A 20,690-nucleotide genomic window follows, 5' to 3' on the forward strand; every position below is an offset into this window, starting at 1 on the left:
CCTCTCGAATTCTAGTTCAATTTTTTTATGCGATCTCTTGGGCTAACGATATCTGTAACCCTAACCCCAAAGTTTTCATCGATGACTACAACTTCGCCTTTTGCGATCAATTTTTCGTTCACGTTAATATCAACAGGTTCTCCGGCCAGTTTATCCAGCTCGATAATAGACCCCGATGAAAGCTCCAGGATTTCCTGTACAGATCGCTTGGTTCTTCCCAATTCCACTGTAACTTTTAACGGGATATCCATAAGAATATCAAGATTGCGCTGTTCCTTGGCAGGTAAATCTACCTGCTCAAAACTGGAAAATTCAGCTTGCTGGACATCAGCTGCTTTGCTAGGCACTTTGCCGCCGATATGGTTAGGCTGCTGGTTTTTGCTGGCAGGTTCCCGATTATATTCGGTTCTGGCTCTGCTATCTGCGTTTTCGGCCGTTGGTTGCTGTGCTTGTTCCGGCTTAGCCACATTTTGTTCCTGCAGAGGTGGTTCTGTTTCCTGCTTGTTTTCCTCTGAATCGGAAGGATGCAACAATTGATCCACTAAATCTTTGGCAAAATTGACAGGCAACAATTGCATTATATTCGAATCTATTAAATCACCAATTTGTAATTGAAAAGAAACTTTTACTAGATTATTTTCTGAATCAATCGGTTTCGTCCCTTGATCTGCTTCCACATCCAAAACGCTGATAGCAGGCGGTGAAATATCTACTCGTTTTGTAAAGACGGTCGACATACTGGTTGCTGCCGTCCCCATCATTTGATTCATTGCTTCTTGTACTGCACTCAAATGGATATCGTTCAATTCCTCAGACGGAGCCTGTCCATCACCACCCAACATCAAGTCAGCAATGATCGCTGCATCCCTCGATTGTATGACAAACAAGTTGACTCCTGAAAAGCCCTCTGTGTACTCCACTTCCACCCCTACATATGGTTGTGGAAATTCGTCTTGCAGGTTTTCTCTGTGAATGACTGAAATAGTCGGTGTCGTAATTTCCACCTTCTGATTCAGCAAAGTGGAAAGCGTCGTTGCAGAACTGCCAAAAGAAATATTACCGATCTCTCCCAGAGCATCTTGCTCGACTGAATTTAAATAATCATCAACCGGGGGATTCTGAACTGTGCTCTCCTTTGTTTCTTGCTCAGGTTCCTCATCATCCGTACTCCGCAAAAGAGCATCGATCTCTTCCTGGGACAGCATATCATCATTCATCATTGTCGTTCCCCCCTTGTATTTCTTCTAAGACTTGGACAGCCATTTTATTTTTTTGTTTACCAGGCTGAACATAAAACTTGGATTGTTCATCTACTTTAAGCGTCATTGGCTGGTCGATCGCCTGATCCAGCTGAATGACATCATCTTTTTTCAAGTTCAGTAAATCACTGACATTAATGGTCGATTCCCCCAATATTGCTTTAACATCTACTTTAGCCTTGCTGATTGTATGGGCCAGATCCTCATACTCCTTCGGATCGCTTTCCTTTGTATTCGTCTGCATCCAATAATGGACAGACAGCTTGGAGATAATCGGCTCCAGTACAACGTGAGGAATACATATGTTGATCATCCCGCTGCTTTCTCCAATGGTTGTGTTCAATGACACAACCACCACGGTTTCGTTGGGTGATACAAGTTGAAGAAATTGAGGATTCACTTCAAATTCTTCAAACATAGGATCGATGTCAATTACTGAACTCCACGCCTCCTGCAAATTTTCCAAGGCTTTCTCAAATAATTGGGACATTAACGTCGTTTCAATTTCGGTCAAGTTTTCTACTTTATTTACGCTGTTACCCTTTCCGCCCAATAATCGATCAAGCATGGCATATGCGATATTCGGGTTGAATTCAAAAATGATCCTTCCTTGCAAAGGAGCCATACTGTATATGTTTAAAATCGTCATTTTGGGAATCGAACGAATAAATTCTTCGTAAGGTATCTGATCGACTGAAGCCACCGAGATTTGGACGTAAGTCCTCAGCTGAGCAGAAAAGTAAGTGGTCAACAGTCTGGCAAAATTCTCGTGAATTCTTGAGAGACTTCTAATTTGATCCTTTGAAAAGCGCAATGCTCTTTTAAAATCATATACTCTAACTTTTTTTTCTTGTTCTTCTTGCTTTAAGGTGCTCGCATCCATCTCTCCTGATGACAGAGCAGATAGAAGGTCATCTATTTCGTTTTGGGAAAGTACTTCCTGTGCCATATCCGCCACCTCCTATCAGGAGACTTTCTAACTTATTGTAAAACTTTTTTGATGGTGTAAACATTGACGATAGTACCCTCTTGCATCACTTCATTTAATTTATCTTTCATCAATGACTCTAAATCGGTTATGCCCGTCTTAAATGCATCCCGATCCATCTTTGCCAACTCTTTGATGAGGATATTTTGTACTTGAAACTGACGTTTTTCTACTTCTTCCTTCGCTTTTTCGCTGTCTGCGACAATTTGAAATTGGATACGGACGAAGCTGCCATCCTCTAAATCGGTACTCATTTCTTCCGTTTGAAAAGAGTTTTCAACGATTTCATCCAACGATTGCTCATCCGACTCCTTTTCTTCTCCATCGGCATTCAGAACATAAACCATACCAGCCGCACCGCCAATGATTAGAACAAGCAGGGTGATGATCAGTACTTTAAGCATTTTACTGCCCATGAACATCACCGGCTTCTATGACACAGCCCTGCAAACCAATGGTTTGATAATACTTTTGAATCAACATATTCACTTCATTCTCCGTTTCTCTTACAACTATTTTTTTTCCTGTGACAAGACTAATGGTCGTATCAGGAAAGGATTGTATCTGTTCAACATATACCGCATTTAAACTGAATGTATCACCATTTAATCGAGTGAGTTTAATCATTTAGTTAGAGAGGGCGATTCAACGCCCCCATTCCCCCTTTTGGTTAACGTTTCAAGTTGACTAGTTCCTGAAGAATCTCATCAGACGTCGTGATGATTCTGGTATTTGCCTGGAATCCTCTTTGTGCTGTAATCATCTCGGTAAACTCTTCTGCCAAGTCGACATTGGACATTTCCAAGGCACCAGACACGACAGACGCCCCACCGTCTTGTCCAGGAATGACCAAATCATCGATGCTGTCAAAGTTTCCATCATCCGTATAGACACCTGCGTTTGCAGTCAGCTGGTAAGTATTAGCTCCCAGCTTTTGCAAGCCGCCCGGATTCGAAAATTTAGCAAGTCGGATCGTTCCGGCTGTTGTGGCGCCATCCTCCGGGTCCACATAAGTCACTTCTCCGGTTCCCTGTATGCTGAAGCTTTCAGCATCCTCCGGAATCTGGATTTTTCCTAATCCGCCGCCATCTACTTCTCCCAGCAGATATTTACCATCCGGATTGACGACATAGCCATCGTCATCTAAATAGAAATTTCCTGCTCTGGTAAAGGTCATTTCGTTTCCGCCAAAGGTGAAGTTTCCATCAGCATTGGCATCTTCTCCTAAAACAAACATGCCGTCTCCTTCCAAAGCAAGGTCTAATGCCCGATTGGTTGTCTGGCGGTTCCCTACGGTATGTATGTTGTCAATCGAACCGACTTGAGAACCCAAGCCTACTTGGGAAGGGTTCACGCCTCCACGGATTGCATTCCCTCCTTGCATGACCGGACCTTCTGCTCCTGATAGAGATTGGCTCATCATATCTTGAAAAGTAACCCGGCCTTTTTTATAACCGGAAGTGTTTACGTTGGCAATATTATTTCCGATAACATCTAATTTGGTTTGAAAACCGTTCATTCCTGATATACCTGCATACATTGAACGTAACATTTTGCACAACATCCTTTTTCAATTTTTTTTATTCCATTTGCCTCATTCACTCAGCAAATTTCGGCCTCCCTTTCGGGTCCAGCCTAATTATCCATTACAATGGTTCCGTTGATATTGGTGAATATCCTGCTCCCGGCTTCTGAGCGATCCATGGCTGTCACGACGGTATTGTTTTTCGTACTTATCAGCAAAGCTGCATTGTCTGTCAATACCAAAGAATCCGTTATTCCCTTTTGTTTTGCTTCTCCTACTTTTGCCGTTATTTTCTGCCACTGCTCCTGGTCGATCGCTATATTCCGTTCGTTCATTCGCTGTTTTGCATGTTTGCTAACCTTTAAACTCTGTACATTTAACAATGCATCTTTAAAATTTGTTTGTTTAGATGTTTTGGTTTTCGTTGATTTGGGTAATAAGGTTATTGGGTGTTGTAAAGATTGTATTCGGTGCTCCATGTTTATCATCCTTTAGTCAGATGATGGGCTGCTCACCTTTAATACCGAATCCGCATATATCTTTTCACCATTGCTCAATTCCAATATGGCTTTTCCGTCTGACTGACTGACTGCGGTCACCTCACTTGTCGGTGTTTCGATTACTTGGCCTGTCTCTTCATCATACCGGTTATAAGAAACTTCTTTGCCGATTAAATGGCTATATTGAAGAACCGGAGAAATGGTTTGTGAATTAACTAATCGATCCATGGAACTAGACATGTTCGTCATTTGTTCCAAGGAAGAAAAACTGGCCATCTGAGATACGAATTCCTTGTCTTCCATTGGATTCAGCGGGTCCTGGTTTTGCAGCTGGGCCATCAAAATTTTTAAAAATTCGTCTTTTCCTAAATTCGAACCAGTCGTGCCACGTGGCTGCTGACTCAGATAAAAGGAATTATCTATTTTTGTCACTTTTGTCACCTACACTTTCTCATTCATCAGAAAATCAGAGAAGCTTTTACCTTCCGAGTCTTCTTCTGAAGACTCCCTGGATTCATCCTGCGGGTAGTCGTTTTCTTGTTCTGACTGATCCATGTTGCTGTTGCTTTGCTGACCATTGTTCCGATTATCTTGTTGCAACAATTGAGCATCCTGTTTCTCGACAACTACTTGCTGCGGGGAGAACATATGCTTAAGCTGATGAAGATTTCCTTCAAGCATGTCCTTGGCTGCTTGGCTCGTCACCGTTATTTTGACGGTCATTTCCCCATTGAGCTGGGTCATCTTCACCATTACATCCCCCAGTTGGGCTGGACGCAGTTTGATCGAAAGCTCTCTGGTACCATTGCTTTTCAAAAAATTGCTTTCTTGAATGGCTTTTTGCAATGTTTCTGTCAGTTGTTTCTGGTTAGCTTCCTGACTTCCGGTTTGGTTAAGATGCACTACATATTGCTCAACTTTCGAAATCGGCATGCTGTTCACCTGTTGCTGTGAGGCAACTGCTTGATTTGATGGGCCTTCATCTGACTGCCTGGCTAACGCCTGCTTAATCCACTTGCCAATGTCAGCAGAGGTTACAGAAGAATTACCTGGATAACGGTTTTGTGCAGAAAGGTTGTCACGGCTGCGAAAAGTCTTGACAAGCTGTTGCCAAACATTTTGCAGTTTCGTTTCCCCTTTAAAACTGTTTTCATTGTTGGATCCAACTGCCATATTCGTTTTACCAGCCACTTTCTCCTGGTTTACCCATTGTTGTAGTAATTGTTTCAAGGATGCTTCCTGCTCTTTAGTAGGATTGCCTGCATCAATTTTGCCGAGAACTATTTTTGCCTGCTCCCAAATCATCTGGAAAGATTGTTTGCTTTCATGGTCAACCGTACTCGCAACAGGTTGAATCAAGACAGCTTGTTGATTTTGAAGCATGGCTACCGCTTGTTCAGAAGTTGTTGGTAAAGCAACAGTTGTTTTACCTGTAAGAGGACCATCTGTAAGCTTCTCCTTACCCACTACATTTTTAACGTTTTGTATCAAAACGGCAATCAACTCTGTTGGTCCCATTTTCGGATGATCTTCGCTAAGCTTTTCCATCGTTGTTTCATTCTGAAGCATTTCAGAAATCACTTCTTGTACTTGTGGTGATAATGCATCAAGTTTTGCTAAATCTTCATCCGATAACTCAATGCCAAGCGATTTCAAAGTAGAAAGAAGCCCGTTAAGCACACTGCCTTGAGCGTCGGTTTTTTCCTCATCACTTTCGGAAGAATTTTGCATCATTAACTCTTTAAAGGCAGTGGTTAACCCTGTCAAGCCAATCCCCTCTTCTGAAGAAGATAAAGGAGTCAAAGACGTATTCGGCTGGACGTTAAATAATCCGATACTATTCACTTTTTCACCTCCTTTCAGTGTTACTGAGCTTCCTCAGCTGCGTATGCGTTTGTCAGTCTGGCCGCTTCATCTGCATCCATTTCGCCAAGGATTTCACCCAGGGTCTTTTTGGACATTTGTTCCATGACCGCCAACGCTGTATCATCCTCTAAATTAGCCAGTATTCCCGCGGCTCTTTCTGCCTCCATGTTTTGAAAAGAGGTCGATATATCATTTATAGGGTCGGAAGCAGTTTCCTCGGTTTCTTCTTCCTTTGTTTCCAGTTGTTGGTTGAGCGTGTTGATTTGTTCGTTCAAATCTTCCAAATCCGCTTCTCTTGCTTCCAATTCCGATTCCAATTGCTCGATTTGTTCATCCTTGCTTTCGATAGCAGCAGTCAATCGCTTTTGCTCTACATCTCCACTTTCTTTTTCTTCATCAGAAACCAATGAAGAAACACCTGGCACTTGATTTGCATACTTTTTGGCAAATCCTCCTACATCTATTCCGGCAGCAACCATGATAATCAATGCAATTGTGGCTGCCAGAATCAAAGGTATTAAAATAAATAATATCCATTGAAGGACTCCTGGTTTCTTTTTTTCATACTCGGATTTGCTAGCCATAATTCACCAATCCCTGTTTTTGTTAAACTGCAAAGTGGATATTTCATCCATCTGCTTAGATTCTTCTGCTTTTACGACTGCCTGGTGTTTTTCTTTTTTTCGTTCAATTATCCGTTCGAACTTCTTTGTTTCGACATAAGCAGCAGTAAGTTTATCCTGTTTCGTTTCCATATCCTTGCGTGCATTGCCAACCGCTGTTTGCAAGCGGGCGATTTTCGTCTTCAATTTAGCGATATATTCGGAATGTGAAGTTAAACTTCCTACAAATGCCGGGGCTTCGCCGATTTCACGTTGATAGGCAGCCTCCGCATCTTCTTTTTTCTTCAACAGGGTGTACATCTCCGAAGCGACGTCTTCAAAACGCTCGACCGATAACTTGTAGTCTTTTTGAGCGGTTTGCTTGTCTCTATCTCTTAAATCCAATAATTTTTCAAGTGTTTTCGAATCTGCCATTACGCCTTACCACCTGCTACTAGATTAGAAGCTTGCAGCAATGCTTCTTTACTGGAGAACTTTTCGTCTGTTACTTGTTTCAAAAAATGGACCAGTTTCGGCTGAAACTGAATTGCTTCATCTATTTCCTTGCTCGTTCCACGTTTATATGCACCTATCTGAATCAATTCGTGATTTTCTTCATAGGTAGCAAGCAATGACCTGATCTTAGCCGCAACTTGGTATTGTTCAGGTGATATTACTTGCGGCATAACCCGGCTTACTGATTTTAGAACATTTATTGCCGGAAACCTCCCTTGTTCGGCAAGTTTGCGATCGAGAATAAAATGACCGTCCAATATACCTCTGACCGTATCGGCAATTGGTTCATTCATGTCATCTCCATCTACCAGCACTGTATAAAACGCCGTAATGGTACCTGCTTCACTAGTACCGGCTCTTTCCAGCAATTTTGGCAATATTGCAAACACAGATGGTGTATATCCTTTTGTCGTTGGCGGCTCTCCTGTCGCAAGTCCAACTTCTCTTTGAGCCATGGCCACTCTTGTTACCGAGTCCATCATCAGGTTGACGTTATATCCTTGATCACGAAAATATTCACTGATGGCGGTAGCAGTGTACGCTCCTTTTATCCGCATTAATGCCGGCTGATCAGAAGTGGCAACCACGACTATAGACTTTTGGAGCCCCTCATCACCTAAATCGTTTTCGATAAACTCACGGACTTCTCTTCCACGTTCGCCAATCAAAGCGATCACATTTATATCTGCCCCGCTGTTTCTGGCAATCATTCCAAGGAGTGTACTTTTTCCGACTCCGCTTCCAGCAAATATACCTACCCTCTGCCCTTTTCCGACGGAAAGCATGGTATCGATTGCTTTCACCCCTACTTGGATGGGCTCGTGAATCGGCGGGCGCAGCATAGGATTCGGCGGTGACTGCTCAGAAGGATAAGAAGCCAGACCCTTCGGCATTTTCGAGTTATCCAGAGGGTTTCCCAACGAATCGACTACCTTGCCAATCAGTCCTCTTCCCACTTTTATCGATAAAGGCTGACCAGTTGCTTCGACCATGCAACCAGGTCCTATATTTTTCAGCTGTGAATAAGGCATGAGTAAAACTTTCTCATTATGGAAACCGACAACCTCTGCCAAAATGGTTTCATTATGATTTATGCTGGCGTGAATGTAACAAACATCGCCAATGCTTGCTTCTGGTCCCTGAGATTCAATCATTAGACCAACCACACGGTGGATTTTCCCATAGCGTTTGTAATTTTCGAACCGGTCGATCACATCAAGGTACTTATCAAGCTTCATCTGAGTTCTCCCTTAACGCTTCAAATAGTTTTTCTCTGAGTTCCATCAACCGAGTATCCACACTTGCATCAATTCTGCCGAATGACGTTTCTACGATACAGCTACCTCTTGCTAACTCTATATCAGGATAAAATTGTAGCTGCGCTTCTCCAACCACTATATTTCGCAGTTCATCCTGCTGGCTGATCACGAGCTGATACTCATCCGGATGAATGTAAACCGCAATGTTTTCCTGTTGTTTGGCTTCCTTCAGCACACTTTTTACAATTCCCAGAAAAGCATCTGTGGTTTCCAACTCATGGTGAACAATTTTGGAAGCAGCCTTTATACTCAGGGTCAAAATCGTATCTTCACTTTTATCGACGATGGTCTGGTAATCTTGTTGTGCAAGGTCCGCAAGCTCACGTGCTTTTTCTACAAGTTCTTCATATTGCTTTTGAGCATCGGAACGCCCTGTCTCAAAACCCGACTCATAGGCCGACTGTTTTACTTCTTCATATAATCGCTTTTTTTCAGATTCCCAATCGTTTCTTTCATTTGCTATTTGCCGCTCTGCTTCTTTTGTTATGAATTCCGCTTCATTCCTTGCTTTTGCCAAGTCTTCTTGTACCTGTTTCAATTTTAATTCCGCTTGATTAAGCTCTATACCTGATTTTTGATGTTGCTCGTCTTTTTCTCGTAAAGTAACAGGTTTTATCTCAATTATCTTTCTATCGGTACCAGAAAAACTCGGATGGCTGTCAGACAATTACATCATCTCCTCCACCACGGGCTATGACAATTTCACCTAGTTCTTCCAACCGGCGAATAACCGAAACAATTCTTGATTGAGACTCTTCTACATCACGCAATCTGACCGGCCCCATAAATTCCATTTCTTCTTTAAAGGTATCAGCCATTCGTGTCGACATATTATTAAAGACGATATTTTTGACCTCTTCACTTGCAACTTTCAAGGACAAACGTAAATCATCATTCTCCACTTCTCTAATCACACGCTGAATAGCACGGTTATCCAACGTGACGATATCTTCAAATACGAACATACGCTTTTTGATTTCCTCTGCAAGTTCAGGGTCTTGAATTTCTAAAGCATCAAGAATGGTCCGCTCTGTGCTCCGATCCACACCGTTCAGTACTTCCACAACCGCCTGAATTCCGCCTGTCTGAGTATAATCCTGCGTGACAGTCGCCGATAGCTTCCGCTCCAAGATCTGTTCCACTTCCGTTATAATTTCAGGGGATGTAGAATCCATGACTGCAATCCGTTTTGCAATATCAGCCTGCATTTCCTGCGGAAGCTCGGATAGAATTTGACTCGCCTGTTCCGGATCCAAATAGGATAAGACAAGCGCAATTGTTTGCGGATGCTCATTTTGGATAAAGTTAAGCACTTGTGACGGTTCTGCTTTCCGAGCAAAATCAAAGGGTTTCACCTGCAACGAAGACGTCAGCCGATTAATGATACTATCTGCTTCAGATTGGCCCAACGCCTTTTCCAAAACCGTTTTAGCGTAACCAATTCCTCCTTGGGAAATATAGTCTTGCGCCAATGCTATCTGATGAAACTGATCGAGAATTTGCTCTTTCTGCTCCGCTTCAACCTTCTTCACTGAAGAAATCTCCAATGTTAATTTTTCGATTTCCTCTTCAGTCAAGTGTTTATATACTTGCGCAGACACATCAGGCCCGAGAGAAATCAGTAATATTGCAGCCTTTTGCTTTCCTGTTAATTCCTTGTATCTTGCCATAAAGGTTGCCCCCTAATCTTCCGCAATCCAACTGCGAAGCAGTTTCGCAAATTCTTCCGGTTTATCTTTTGCGAGTTTCTCTAGTTGCTTGGTACGAACTCCTGCTTCCGTTTCCGGACTTTCTTCAATATCCGGGATAGTGACGGGGGCAGGGACGTAAGATTCTTCGGTATATTCGTACTCTTCCTCTTCTTCTGTATTCCTTCTTCTCCAAAGCATCCAAATCAAAGCAAGGATAATGGCGATTAAAACCCCGCCGACGATATACATCCAAGTTGGAATGGTAGCTTGCGGCTGAGCGGAAGAACCCTTACTTCCGTTGAATTCTTGTAAGACGATCGAAACCTTCTCTTCCGGGTTCACTTCGCCATACTCCTCGTCGATCGAAGTGGTAATGATCGAATCAAGGATTGATGAAATGCCGTCTTCCACCGTTGCTTCTTCAGCAGCCGATAAATATTCTACTTCCCCTGTTTCATTGTCAACCGATTTTGTATTATCTACCGCAACCTGTATACCAAGGTCTCTAATTTTATAGGGGCTTTCAACAATCTCTTTCTTAATTCGATTAAACTCATTGTTAATCGATTCCTTGACCATTTCGTAATCGCCATCCTGCCCTTCTTCACCAGCTGGATAGTTGACTACTTCCTCTTCCCCCGTGCCTGCGACACCACCTTCAGGAGTGCCTCCTGTGTAAGTTTCTTTGATGGTTTCCACACTTACCGGTAAACCTTCCATATTATCTTCATCTACGGGAGTAACCAATTCTTCAACCCTGTTTTCCTGTGTGAAATCCACATCAGCAGTAACGGAAGCAATTACCTTGTTGTTTCCAACCATCATGCCAATCATTTGTTGCACCCGTCTTTGAATATCCCGTTCAATATCTTCCTTCACATTCTGCTGATATGTGTACGTGTCAGCATTTCCGGCAGTAGCTGAATCATTTAAGTCAAAATACTCAAAATTTTGATTCATGATGACGATATTATCTGTAGGGAGGTTCGGCACCGTTTTGGATACCAAATGATATAGTGATTTAATCTGGCTTGGTTCCAACTGATACCCTGGCTGTGTATTCAGAACGATAGATGCCGAAGCCTCAAGTGGCTGCTCACTGACAAACAACGGCTCTTCTGGTTTGTTGATCATTACGTTGGCATCCTGTATACCATCAATACTTTTTATAAGATTGGCGATTTCAGACTGCATAGCATCTAGTTGGATGACGTCAAACTCATTGTCTGTCATTCCCCATGATGTATTGTCACTGAAAAACGAATAATCAACATTTCCACTGTCTGGCAGTCCTTGTGCAGCAAGATCAACCAACAATGTGTCAGCGTCCTGTTCTGGAACCAAAATCGTTTTACCTGCATCCTGAAGTTCATACTGGACTCCTTTAGCGTCCAGTTCTGTTTTAATCTGTCCTACTTCCTGTATAGACAAATTATTATACAAGGGAACCATACTACTTTTACTTGCAAGCAATGTTCCACCAATAATCACAAAAAGAACCAACAGGAGAGAACCAATCATGACTCCTTTTTGTCTGGAAGACTTGGAACTCCAGAATTTCGTCAATTTTTCTTTATAGATGTCAATTTTCTGTTTCATTCTCTTCCCCCAAAAAAAACGCACTTTCCCTTACCTGGAGCCACCAATAAGGAAAAGGACGGTATACTCTATTTGCCTATGTAATTTACACTTGCATCCTCATTACTTCATTGTAAGCATCAATGGCTTTGCGTTGCATTTCGACAGCAGTGTTCAGTGTGATACTTGCCTTTTGTGCCGTAATCATGACATCATGTAAATCATCGATTTCTCCATTGGCCAACGCCTGCGTCTTTTTGTCTGATTCAACCTGATAATTGTTCAACGTATCAATTGCATTTTTTAAGCTATTCGCAAATTGCCCCTGTGCTTCTCCTGGCGTGGACAGTTTCCCGTTATCCTGCTGTAAAGAAACAGATGATGGTGACTGTAAACTTCCAATGTTATTAATTGAAACCAAAAGGTATCCCCCATTTCTGATTCATCATTATTTTCCTATTTCCAGTGCTTTAAGCAGCATGCTCTTTGTCGCGTTTACAGAAGTGACGTTCGCTTCATATGATCTTGTTGCACTCATCAAATCTACCATTTCTTCAAGCGGATCGACATTCGGTAGTTGCACATAACCATTTTGGTCCGCATCCGGATGATTTGGGTTATAAACAAGTTTGAATGGCTCCTCATCCTCTGATATTTCACTCACCCTGACACCTTGACCGGGGCTCGAAGATTTTCCAGATGCCTTTTGAAGAAAAGATTGAAAGCTGGGTGTCTTTGCTTCCAGAGAGACCAATTTCCTTCGATAAGGTTCATATTCTCCATTTTCGTTGACTGTCGCCCTGGTCGTATCGGCATTGGCAATATTGGAGGAAACAGTGTCCATTCTCAGTCTCTGAGCTGTGAGTGCACTTGCGCTAGTATTGAGCGCATTAAAAATGCTCATTTATTAACTTCCTCCTTTTATTACTGTCTGCAGGCTTGAAAACTTCCCATTCAATCGATCTACCAATCCTTGATAATAGATTTGGTTTTTAGCCAGCTCACTCATTTCCTTGTCAATGTCAACGTTGTTTCCGTTATGGTTGTATGTAGTATTTGTATTGGAAACGATACGGAAGGATTGCTGTGCAGTGTTGGAACCGAAGTCAATATGTCTTGCATCTGTGCGTTTAGTCTGAAAGCCGCTGTTCATTTCACTGTTTAAAACATCTTTAAATGCGACTTGTTGCGCTTTATAACCCGGTGTATCTGCGTTAGCAATATTGTTTGAAATGGTTTGGTTCTTTAAAGAGGCATAATCCAATGATTTCTCTAAATTGCTAATGGTACTTCCAAAGAAAGACACTTTCTCTTCCCCCTATATTCAATTTGTCTTAAAACGTTTTTTTCATAAACCGTCAAAAATTGGCTATCAATATCGAATATTGTAATTTAATTCTAATTCTATGTCTATGCAATTTACTGATAATCTTACTTTAGGTCTGTAAAAAATCACCTACCCTTATTACTTTAGTCTCAGATCGCATCCTATAATACCCAATTCCCTCAGTGGCAATTATGTCGAACCATGTCTTTTTTCCTTTGCTTTTATTATTACACACTCTTGCATAAATGAAAATATCGGTTGGCAAAAAAGAAAAAGAATTCTAAAATCGGACACATATTTATATCGAATACCCTCCCATTTACCTAGGTAAATAGGCATAAAAAATTGAATAGGTACCATGTATCTCCTCTTCATAAAACCTGCCGATTGCCCCTTTGAAGGCGAAGATACGTAGCTTTAAAGGCTGTTTTTCATTAAAAAAGAGTGTGGTTTTTCGAAAAATATAGACTGCTGGCTAAGTAAAAATCACTTTCCGCCACCCATGGATCAGCTCCCTTCTGGTAAAGAGGACATTCAGCTGGTTCGAAGTTAATGTCGTAAGGCAAAAGTGATTCTATGTTTTCCCCTTGTCGACATCTCCGACTAGCTGGATAGGAACGTTTCACTCGATATTGATAGCAAAGCGTTGCAGTGTGCGAGACAGTTCTGAGGGGGAAATTCAAGGGAAACCACATCATAAAGGGCGCCTTGGGAAAGAGGTGCGCAAATATCTTGGCGCAGTAATGTTTTTGGTACTCCTTTCCAAAAGATGGTGTCATTTGGAATGCCTATTTAGTGTTTCTTCTGCTAACAGCAAAGATACGGGAACACAAAAAACCTTCTTGCCGTTTGACCGTGACAAGAAGGTTTTGCAAATGGATTTCATTAGTTGGATTTGATTTTTTCTAATTCAACAAGGAATTTATTATTCAGGACTTTAATATATGTTCCTTTCATGCCAAGGGAACGGGATTCGATGACTCCCGCACTCTCCAGCTTCCTCAGCGCATTGACGATAACCGATCGCGTGATGCCTACTCGGTCCGCTATTTTACTTGCTACCAGCAGCCCTTCATTTCCATCCAGTTCATCGAAAATATGCTCAATCGCTTCCAGTTCGCTATAAGATAGCGAACTAATCGCCATTTGCACAACTGCTTTGCTTCTAGCCTCCATTTCGATTTCTTCTGTTTTTTCATGAAGGATTTCCATTCCAACAACCGTTGCGCCGTATTCAGCTAGTAAAAGGTCATCCTCGCTAAAGCTTTGAGTCAGTCTGCTCAAAATCAACGTACCCAATCGTTCTCCGCCTCCAATAATCGGCACAATTGTGGTAAGACCCTTCTGGAACAATTCCTTATTTTCAACCGGAAAGGCTGTGTAAGGACTGTCAATATCAATATTCGAAGTGGTTTCCTGAATATTGAAAAGACTATCGGTATATTCTTTTGGAAATTGTCTCTCTTCCAACATAGATTTCATTCTTTCGTTTTCAATTTGCTGATTGATAGCAAAACCTAATAGTTTACCTCTGCGGCTGACCACAAATATATTTGCCGTTATGATATCTCTTAAAGTAGCAGACATATCATTAAAATTCACTGACTTCCCTGTTGTTTTTTGTAACATTGAATTGATTTTTCTGGCACGATTTAATAAATCCATTGTTATCCTCCAATCTGGTATTTACAATATATACTGGCTTAAATCCTTATTTTTCGCAATACTGCTTAGTTTTTCATCAACATATTGAGGAGTTATTTCTACCTTTTCCATGTTGATATCCGGAGCTTCGAATGATAATTCTTCCAACAGCTTCTCCAAAATAGTATGAAGCCTTCGCGCTCCAATGTTGTCTGTCTCCTGGTTGACATTAAAGGCCACTTCGGCAATTCTAGTCACAGCATCGTCCGTAAATTCGACTTTTATACCTTCAGTAGCTAGAAGAGCCTGGTATTGTTTCAATAATGCGTTCGATGGTTCCGTTAATATATTGCGGAAATCTTCAATCGACAATTTGTCAAACTCTACACGGATCGGGAAGCGACCCTGTAGCTCGGGAATCAAATCTGACGGCTTTGCCATATGAAAAGCCCCTGCTGCAATGAACAAAATATGATCCGTCTGGACAGGACCGTGCTTTGTCACGACAGTGGATCCTTCTACAATAGGCAGGATATCCCGCTGTACACCTTCTCGGGATACATTTGCCGATTGGTCGCTCTTGCCAGCTACTTTATCGATTTCATCAATAAAAATCATGCCTGACTGCTCGACTTTATCGACTGCATCCTGAGCCACTTCATCCATATCGATGAGTTTTTGAGCCTCCTGTTGAGTCAATACCTTCCTTGCTTCGGAAACGGACAAGCGACGTTTCTTTTTCTTCTTTGGCATGAACTGCCCAAGCGCATCCTGCATATTCATCCCCATTTGTTCCATGCCCGATCCTTGTAACATATCAAACATCGAGGGCGTCTGCTCATCCACTTCGATTGTAACCATCCTGTCCTCTAATTCACCAAGTGCGAGCTGGTGGCGGATACGTTTCCGTCTGCTTTCGATTTCTTGATGGTCGCTTTCCTGATCCTGTTCTTGATTTTCTGCGCCTTGCTGCGGGAAAAACATTTCGAGCGGGTTTTTAAAATTGTTCTGCTTTTTCTCTTCCGGAACCAGTATTTTGACGAGACGTTTGTTCGCTTGTTCTTCCGCTTTATCCATCACTGTTTCCATTTTTTCTTGTTTGACCATGCGGACAGCCATTTCTACCAAATCACGGACCATTGATTCTACATCGCGGCCTACATAGCCAACTTCCGTAAATTTGGTGGCTTCAACTTTTACAAACGGAGCACCTACAAGCTTTGCCAAACGCCTGGCGACTTCTGTCTTCCCAACGCCAGTCGGCCCGATCATCAAAATGTTTTTAGGTACGATTTCGTCACGTAATTTATCATCAAGCTGCATCCTTCTAAAGCGATTGCGAAGTGCGATTGCAACAGACTTTTTCGCATTTGTTTGACCAATTATGTACTGATCGAGTTGTTCGACAATTTGTTTTGGAGTCTTATTTAACGCCATTGCAGTAAACCCTCCTTTTTTAATCCAATACCTCGAGAGTTATATGATCATTGGTGTACACACATATTTCCCCAGCCACTTCCATAGCAGCCTGAGCAATTTCCCTTGCAGACAGGCCTTTCGAGTGGCGTGTCAACGCCCGGCCAGCACTCAAAGCATAATTTCCACCTGAACCGATTGCCAGCAAACCATCATCTGGTTCAATCACTTCTCCTGTTCCGGAAACCAGCAGCATTTCTTCTTTGTCCATAACAATCAGCATGGCCTCGAGTTTCCTTAGCACCTTGTCGCTGCGCCACTCTTTCGCTAACTCAACTGCTGCTCTTGACAGATTACCATTGTAAGCTTCCAATTTCCCTTCAAATTTTTCAAATAAAGTGAAAGCATCGGCTACCGATCCAGCAAATCCAGCCAAAACTTTCCCTCTATACAATCTGCGGACTTTTTTGGCTTTGTGCTTCATAACGACCGCATTTCCTAATGTGACTTGCCCATCACCGCTCATTGCACTTTGTCCATTATGCCGCACAGCAAATATGGTGGTGGCATGAAATTGTTGTGATTCCATCAACCTCAACCTCCTCTACTAATCATTCCTCTGCTTCGCCCTTGGATGACTGTTCATGTAAACATGGCGAAGTCTGTCCTTGGTGACGTGTGTATAAATCTGGGTCGAAGATAAATGTTCGTGGCCCAGAAGCTCCTGAACCACCCTTAAATCCGCTCCCTCGTTCAACATATGTGTTGCAAATGTGTGCCTCAACTTGTGAGGATGAAGATGGATCGTCAAAGCAGCGTCTTTTACCATCTTTTCCAAAATCAATCTTAATCCACGAGGGGTTAAGGGATTTCCTCTAGCGTTTAAAAAAACGGCAGAAGATGGCTTCGCCGTTTTCTGTAACAGTTCCTTTCTACCATGGTTTATGTAGTTTTGCATCGCGGCTTCTGCAAAACGACCGAACGGCAAGTATCTTTCTTTCTTTCCTTTTCCCCTTACCAGCATGGTTCCAATGTCGAAGTCCATATCATCAAGTTTCAAACCTGTGCATTCACTCACACGAATTCCAGTTGCATAAATCAACTCGAGAATTGCCTGGTTTCGTTGACCAAGGGGTGTCGTGGAATCACTTACATCAAATAATCGTTCCAGTTCTTCCACATACAAAAAACCCGGAACAGCCTGATTAGTCTTTGGAAGCACTACTTGAGAGAAAGGGTTCGCTGCTACATGTTTTTCCCGATCCAGAAACTTGTAAAAACTGCGCAGACTCGAAATTTTTCTAGAGACGCTTCTCCTTGATAACTTCTTTTCATATAGAGTTGTCAAGTAAGTTCGTACAACATGATAATCGACTTGCTCCAATTGACCGATGGATTCCCGTTTCAGAAAACCAAAGAAATTATCTATATCACTTTGATAGTAATCTATTGTGTATTGGGAAGCGTTCTTTTCAATTTGCAAATACTCTGTAAAGGCTTTCTTCGCTTCAAACCAGTTTAGCATTTTCCCACCTCGCTCAAGGCGTATAAATAGTAACACAACTATCCATGTCCATGCAATGAATTTTACTAAATTGTAACAAAATTCTGAATTGTGCTTTCTGTTATCAATCCGTTATTTGAAAAAAATGGCCGGCTGTTGATTATAAGCGAAAATTCGACAACCTTCGCATCAACAGCCTCAAATTTCCTCTGTCAAGTAAAGCTTCTTACAGAACGGTAATTATATCTGTTAAACAATCGGGTGTCAACTCAAATCCTCAGGTCTGTTCTTTTGGGAAGGGAATGCTTGTCTCTTTTCTTCCAGAATACCGATTTCTTCTATTTTTTCTTTCGTATCGGGCGTGCCTAACTCATAGATTCGTTGATAAATATTTAACATTTCATCATCATATTTTTTTCTCTCTTGATCTGCTTTTACTTCCTGAAACGGAGCCTCAAAATGTAATTCCGCTGAACGGCTTCCTGCTAAATGTTGTTCATGAAATAAATTTTCCAGGCTAAGTTTATCTTCGTAATTGCCTTCGATTTCATATTCGACACTATTATCATACGTTGGGGATGATAGAACTTCACCTGTGTCTACCTTTACATAATACTTTTTGTTTTCAGACATATTATCCCTCCTATACACAATTCTCATACCCTGTTCGCAGAGAAATCTAACTATGAACTTTTTTAGTTGGTTCAAATAACAAATGCTCTTTTGCATAATATGTTGTTAGTAACTTTCTTATCATTTAAAAAAAGCATCAAGCAGTAGCCTGATACTTTTTTCGTCATCAATTTTGTGTTTCTTCCTTATAGTCACAATTGGTACATTGTATTTGTACACCTTTTTTCGATTTCTTCTCTACCAATAAGGAATCGCATTTCGGACAAGGACGTGCAATCGGCTTATCCCAGGATATAAAGTCACACTCCGGGTACCGATCGCATCCATAGAATGTACGGCGTTTCTTCGATTTTCTTTCGACAACGTTTCCTTCTTTACATTTCGGACATTTAACGCCAATTTCCTTGAGAATAGGTTTCGTATTTCTACATTCCGGAAAGTTAGAACAAGCTAAGAACTTGCCGTATCTTCCCATTTTATAGACCATTTCATGACCGCAGTTTTCACAATCGATACCAGCCGGTTCATCTTTGATCTCAACCTTTTCCATTTCCTCTTCCGCTTTTTCAAGACGTTTGTCAAAGCCTTTATAGAAGTCATCGATAATGTTAATCCATTCTGTCTTACCGTCCTCTACTGCATCAAGGTCACTTTCCATCTTGACAGTAAAGTCCACATCGATTATTTCAGGAAAAAACTCTTTCAATAAATCGATAACAATTTCCCCAAGTTCGGTTGGAACGAATCTTTTATTATCGAGCGTTACATAGCCCCGGCGCTGTATGGTATCCAGTGTCGGTGCGTAGGTTGACGGTCTGCCCAAGCCTTGTTCCTCCATTGTTCTGACAAGACGCGCTTCTGTATATCTGGGAGGTGGTTGGGTAAAGTGCTGATTGGGACGAATTTCTTCCGCTTTTATTGACATCCCTTCTTCTAAATCAGGGAGTAGCTTATCCTCTTCTTTTTTATTATCATCCCGGCCCTCAATATATACTTTCATGAATCCTTTGAATTTCACTTTGGAACCAGTAGCTCGGAATTCAACCCCTTGATTGACAAGGTGAACGGTCATGGTGTCCATTACAGCCGGTGCCATTTGACTGGCAGTAAAACGATCCCAAATTAATTTGTAAAGTCGGTACTGGTCTCTGGAGAGAATACTTTTCAGCGATTTTGGATCCCTAGTTATAGATGTTGGACGGATTGCCTCGTGAGCATCCTGAGCTCCTTCAGCATTTTTGTTTTTTTTATTAGAACCTAGATACTCTTTTCCATAATTTTCTTCAATATAGGAAGCGGATTCTTTCTTCGCTGTTTCTGATATCCGTGTAGAGTCGGTTCTCATGTAGGTAATCAAACCTGTAATGCCTTGTTTCTTACCCAAGTCTATTCCTTCATATAATTGTTGAGCAACCATCATGGTTTTTCTGGCACGGAAATTCAGCTTTCGTGCTGCTTCCTGTTGAAGGGAAGATGTTGTAAAGGGTTGGGCCGGGTTCCGCTTCCGTTCCCGCTTATTTACTTTATCTACGTTGAACTCTTTCCCTTTTAAAGTTGCGAGAACACGATCCACTTCTTCTTTGGTCCCGAGCTCCTGTTTTTTCCCGTCAATCCCATAAAAGGCCCCCTCAAAAGTATCTTTATCCTTCAAGAAGTCAGCCTCGATTGACCAGTATTCTTCCGGTTTGAAATTCTCGATCTCTCTTTCTCGCTCAATGATCATCTTGACGGCAACCGATTGGACTCGTCCGGCACTCAGTCCTTTTTTTACTTTCTTCCATAAAAGTGGACTAATATTGTAACCGACCAATCTATCCAAAATCCTTCTGGCCTGTTGCGCGTCTACCAAATCCATATCGATCGAGCGCGGATGCTTAAAAGACTCCTTGATTGCATCCTTGGTAATTTCATTAAAAACGACCCGACAGTCTGAATTTTCATCTATATCCAAACTATGAGCAAGGTGCCAGGCAATTGCTTCCCCTTCTCTGTCAGGGTCGGCTGCCAAGTAAACTTTTTTGGCTTTCTTGGCGGCACTCTTCAGTTCTTTCAACACCGGGCCTTTGCCGCGTATGGTTATATATTTGGGTTCAAATGCTTTTTCTACATCTACTCCCATTTGACTTTTTGGTAAATCCCGCACATGCCCCATTGAAGCTTTTACTTGATACTTTTTCCCCAAGTAACGTTCAATGGTTTTGGCTTTTGCAGGAGATTCTACAATTACAAGATAATCTGCCATGTTTGTTCCTCCCAAGAGGTATTCTGTCTCTATATTCAGTAGTTATTATCATTTATCGTGTGTTGTTATGCGACATTGTC

General features: G+C 41.8%; 23 protein-coding genes. All 23 read right to left on the reverse strand.

The genetic code is table 11. From position 1 onward, the window contains the following. Positions 1-11 precede the first annotated feature (11 nt). Positions 12-1,220, reverse strand: coding sequence for a flagellar motor switch phosphatase FliY (gene fliY, locus BLR82_RS02185; protein ID WP_074597364.1), 1,209 nt, complete (start codon positions 1,218-1,220; stop codon positions 12-14). Further along, positions 1,210-2,208, reverse strand: coding sequence for a flagellar motor switch protein FliM (gene fliM / locus BLR82_RS02190; protein WP_074597365.1), 999 nt, complete (start codon positions 2,206-2,208; stop codon positions 1,210-1,212). Before fliM ends, fliY begins: the two co-directional genes overlap by 11 nt. A 32-nt stretch (positions 2,209-2,240) precedes the next feature. Next, complete coding sequence (gene fliL / locus BLR82_RS02195) at positions 2,241-2,663, reverse strand: flagellar basal body-associated protein FliL (RefSeq protein WP_074597366.1); 423 nt, start codon at positions 2,661-2,663, stop codon at positions 2,241-2,243. Then, the gene (locus BLR82_RS02200; RefSeq protein ID WP_074597367.1) at positions 2,653-2,874 is read right to left on the reverse strand and encodes a flagellar FlbD family protein; all 222 of its coding nucleotides are present in this window, start codon (positions 2,872-2,874) and stop codon (positions 2,653-2,655) included. The genes fliL and BLR82_RS02200 overlap by 11 nt, the downstream gene beginning before the upstream one ends. A gap of 43 nt (positions 2,875-2,917) precedes the next feature. Further along, positions 2,918-3,799 (reverse strand): flagellar basal body rod protein FlgG, encoded by an 882-nt coding sequence (gene flgG, locus BLR82_RS02205; RefSeq protein WP_074597368.1) that lies wholly within the window; start codon positions 3,797-3,799, stop codon positions 2,918-2,920. Positions 3,800-3,882: 83 nt separating this feature from the next. Continuing rightward, a complete protein-coding gene (locus BLR82_RS02210) occupies positions 3,883-4,251 on the reverse strand; it encodes a TIGR02530 family flagellar biosynthesis protein (protein ID WP_074597369.1) in 369 nt (122 codons plus the stop codon). A gap of 12 nt (positions 4,252-4,263) precedes the next feature. Continuing rightward, positions 4,264-4,713: a flagellar hook assembly protein FlgD gene (flgD, locus tag BLR82_RS02215; protein WP_425440883.1), complete on the reverse strand. Its 450-nt coding sequence runs from the start codon at positions 4,711-4,713 to the stop codon at positions 4,264-4,266. Continuing rightward, positions 4,714-6,117 carry a flagellar hook-length control protein FliK gene (locus tag BLR82_RS02220; RefSeq protein ID WP_074597370.1) on the reverse strand — a complete coding sequence of 468 codons (1,404 nt, stop codon included), beginning with the start codon at positions 6,115-6,117 and terminating at the stop codon, positions 4,714-4,716. Between the two features lie 20 nt (positions 6,118-6,137). Then, entirely contained in the window at positions 6,138-6,722 is a 585-nt protein-coding gene (locus BLR82_RS02225; RefSeq protein WP_074597371.1) for a MotE family protein, read from the reverse strand. 3 nt (positions 6,723-6,725) lie between these two features. Beyond that, a complete protein-coding gene (gene fliJ / locus BLR82_RS02230) occupies positions 6,726-7,175 on the reverse strand; it encodes a flagellar export protein FliJ (protein WP_074597372.1) in 450 nt (149 codons plus the stop codon). Continuing rightward, positions 7,175-8,494: a flagellar protein export ATPase FliI gene (gene fliI, locus BLR82_RS02235; RefSeq protein WP_074597373.1), complete on the reverse strand. Its 1,320-nt coding sequence runs from the start codon at positions 8,492-8,494 to the stop codon at positions 7,175-7,177. Before fliI ends, fliJ begins: the two co-directional genes overlap by 1 nt. Continuing rightward, a complete protein-coding gene (gene fliH, locus BLR82_RS02240; protein ID WP_074597374.1) occupies positions 8,484-9,242 on the reverse strand; it encodes a flagellar assembly protein FliH in 759 nt (252 codons plus the stop codon). The genes fliI and fliH overlap by 11 nt, the downstream gene beginning before the upstream one ends. Further along, on the reverse strand, positions 9,235-10,245 hold the full coding sequence (gene fliG / locus BLR82_RS02245) for a flagellar motor switch protein FliG (protein WP_026570365.1): 1,011 nt from the start codon (positions 10,243-10,245) through the stop codon (positions 9,235-9,237). The genes fliH and fliG overlap by 8 nt, the downstream gene beginning before the upstream one ends. A gap of 12 nt (positions 10,246-10,257) precedes the next feature. Next, positions 10,258-11,865, reverse strand: coding sequence for a flagellar basal-body MS-ring/collar protein FliF (gene fliF, locus BLR82_RS02250; RefSeq protein ID WP_074597375.1), 1,608 nt, complete (start codon positions 11,863-11,865; stop codon positions 10,258-10,260). 85 nt (positions 11,866-11,950) lie between these two features. Further along, positions 11,951-12,265, reverse strand: a complete 315-nt coding sequence (fliE, locus tag BLR82_RS02255; RefSeq protein ID WP_425440884.1) for a flagellar hook-basal body complex protein FliE — start codon at positions 12,263-12,265, stop codon at positions 11,951-11,953. A gap of 27 nt (positions 12,266-12,292) precedes the next feature. After that, positions 12,293-12,748, reverse strand: coding sequence for a flagellar basal body rod protein FlgC (flgC, locus tag BLR82_RS02260; protein ID WP_074597377.1), 456 nt, complete (start codon positions 12,746-12,748; stop codon positions 12,293-12,295). 3 nt (positions 12,749-12,751) lie between these two features. Further along, positions 12,752-13,150 (reverse strand): flagellar basal body rod protein FlgB, encoded by a 399-nt coding sequence (gene flgB, locus BLR82_RS02265; RefSeq protein ID WP_074597378.1) that lies wholly within the window; start codon positions 13,148-13,150, stop codon positions 12,752-12,754. A 906-nt stretch (positions 13,151-14,056) separates the two neighbouring features. Then, positions 14,057-14,836: a GTP-sensing pleiotropic transcriptional regulator CodY gene (codY, locus tag BLR82_RS02270; RefSeq protein ID WP_074597379.1), complete on the reverse strand. Its 780-nt coding sequence runs from the start codon at positions 14,834-14,836 to the stop codon at positions 14,057-14,059. 21 nt (positions 14,837-14,857) lie between these two features. Then, positions 14,858-16,252: an ATP-dependent protease ATPase subunit HslU gene (gene hslU, locus BLR82_RS02275; protein WP_074597380.1), complete on the reverse strand. Its 1,395-nt coding sequence runs from the start codon at positions 16,250-16,252 to the stop codon at positions 14,858-14,860. A gap of 19 nt (positions 16,253-16,271) precedes the next feature. Then, positions 16,272-16,820, reverse strand: a complete 549-nt coding sequence (gene hslV, locus BLR82_RS02280; RefSeq protein ID WP_074597381.1) for an ATP-dependent protease subunit HslV — start codon at positions 16,818-16,820, stop codon at positions 16,272-16,274. An 18-nt stretch (positions 16,821-16,838) separates the two neighbouring features. Continuing rightward, positions 16,839-17,756: a tyrosine recombinase XerC gene (xerC, locus tag BLR82_RS02285; RefSeq protein WP_074597382.1), complete on the reverse strand. Its 918-nt coding sequence runs from the start codon at positions 17,754-17,756 to the stop codon at positions 16,839-16,841. A gap of 243 nt (positions 17,757-17,999) precedes the next feature. Further along, positions 18,000-18,368 (reverse strand): hypothetical protein, encoded by a 369-nt coding sequence (locus BLR82_RS02290; protein ID WP_074597383.1) that lies wholly within the window; start codon positions 18,366-18,368, stop codon positions 18,000-18,002. 166 nt (positions 18,369-18,534) lie between these two features. Continuing rightward, positions 18,535-20,610, reverse strand: a complete 2,076-nt coding sequence (topA, locus tag BLR82_RS02295) for a type I DNA topoisomerase (protein WP_074597384.1) — start codon at positions 20,608-20,610, stop codon at positions 18,535-18,537. Positions 20,611-20,690 lie beyond the last annotated feature (80 nt).

The organism is Sediminibacillus halophilus, assembly GCF_900103695.1.
Taxonomy (GTDB): Bacteria; Bacillota; Bacilli; order Bacillales; family Amphibacillaceae; genus Sediminibacillus; species Sediminibacillus halophilus.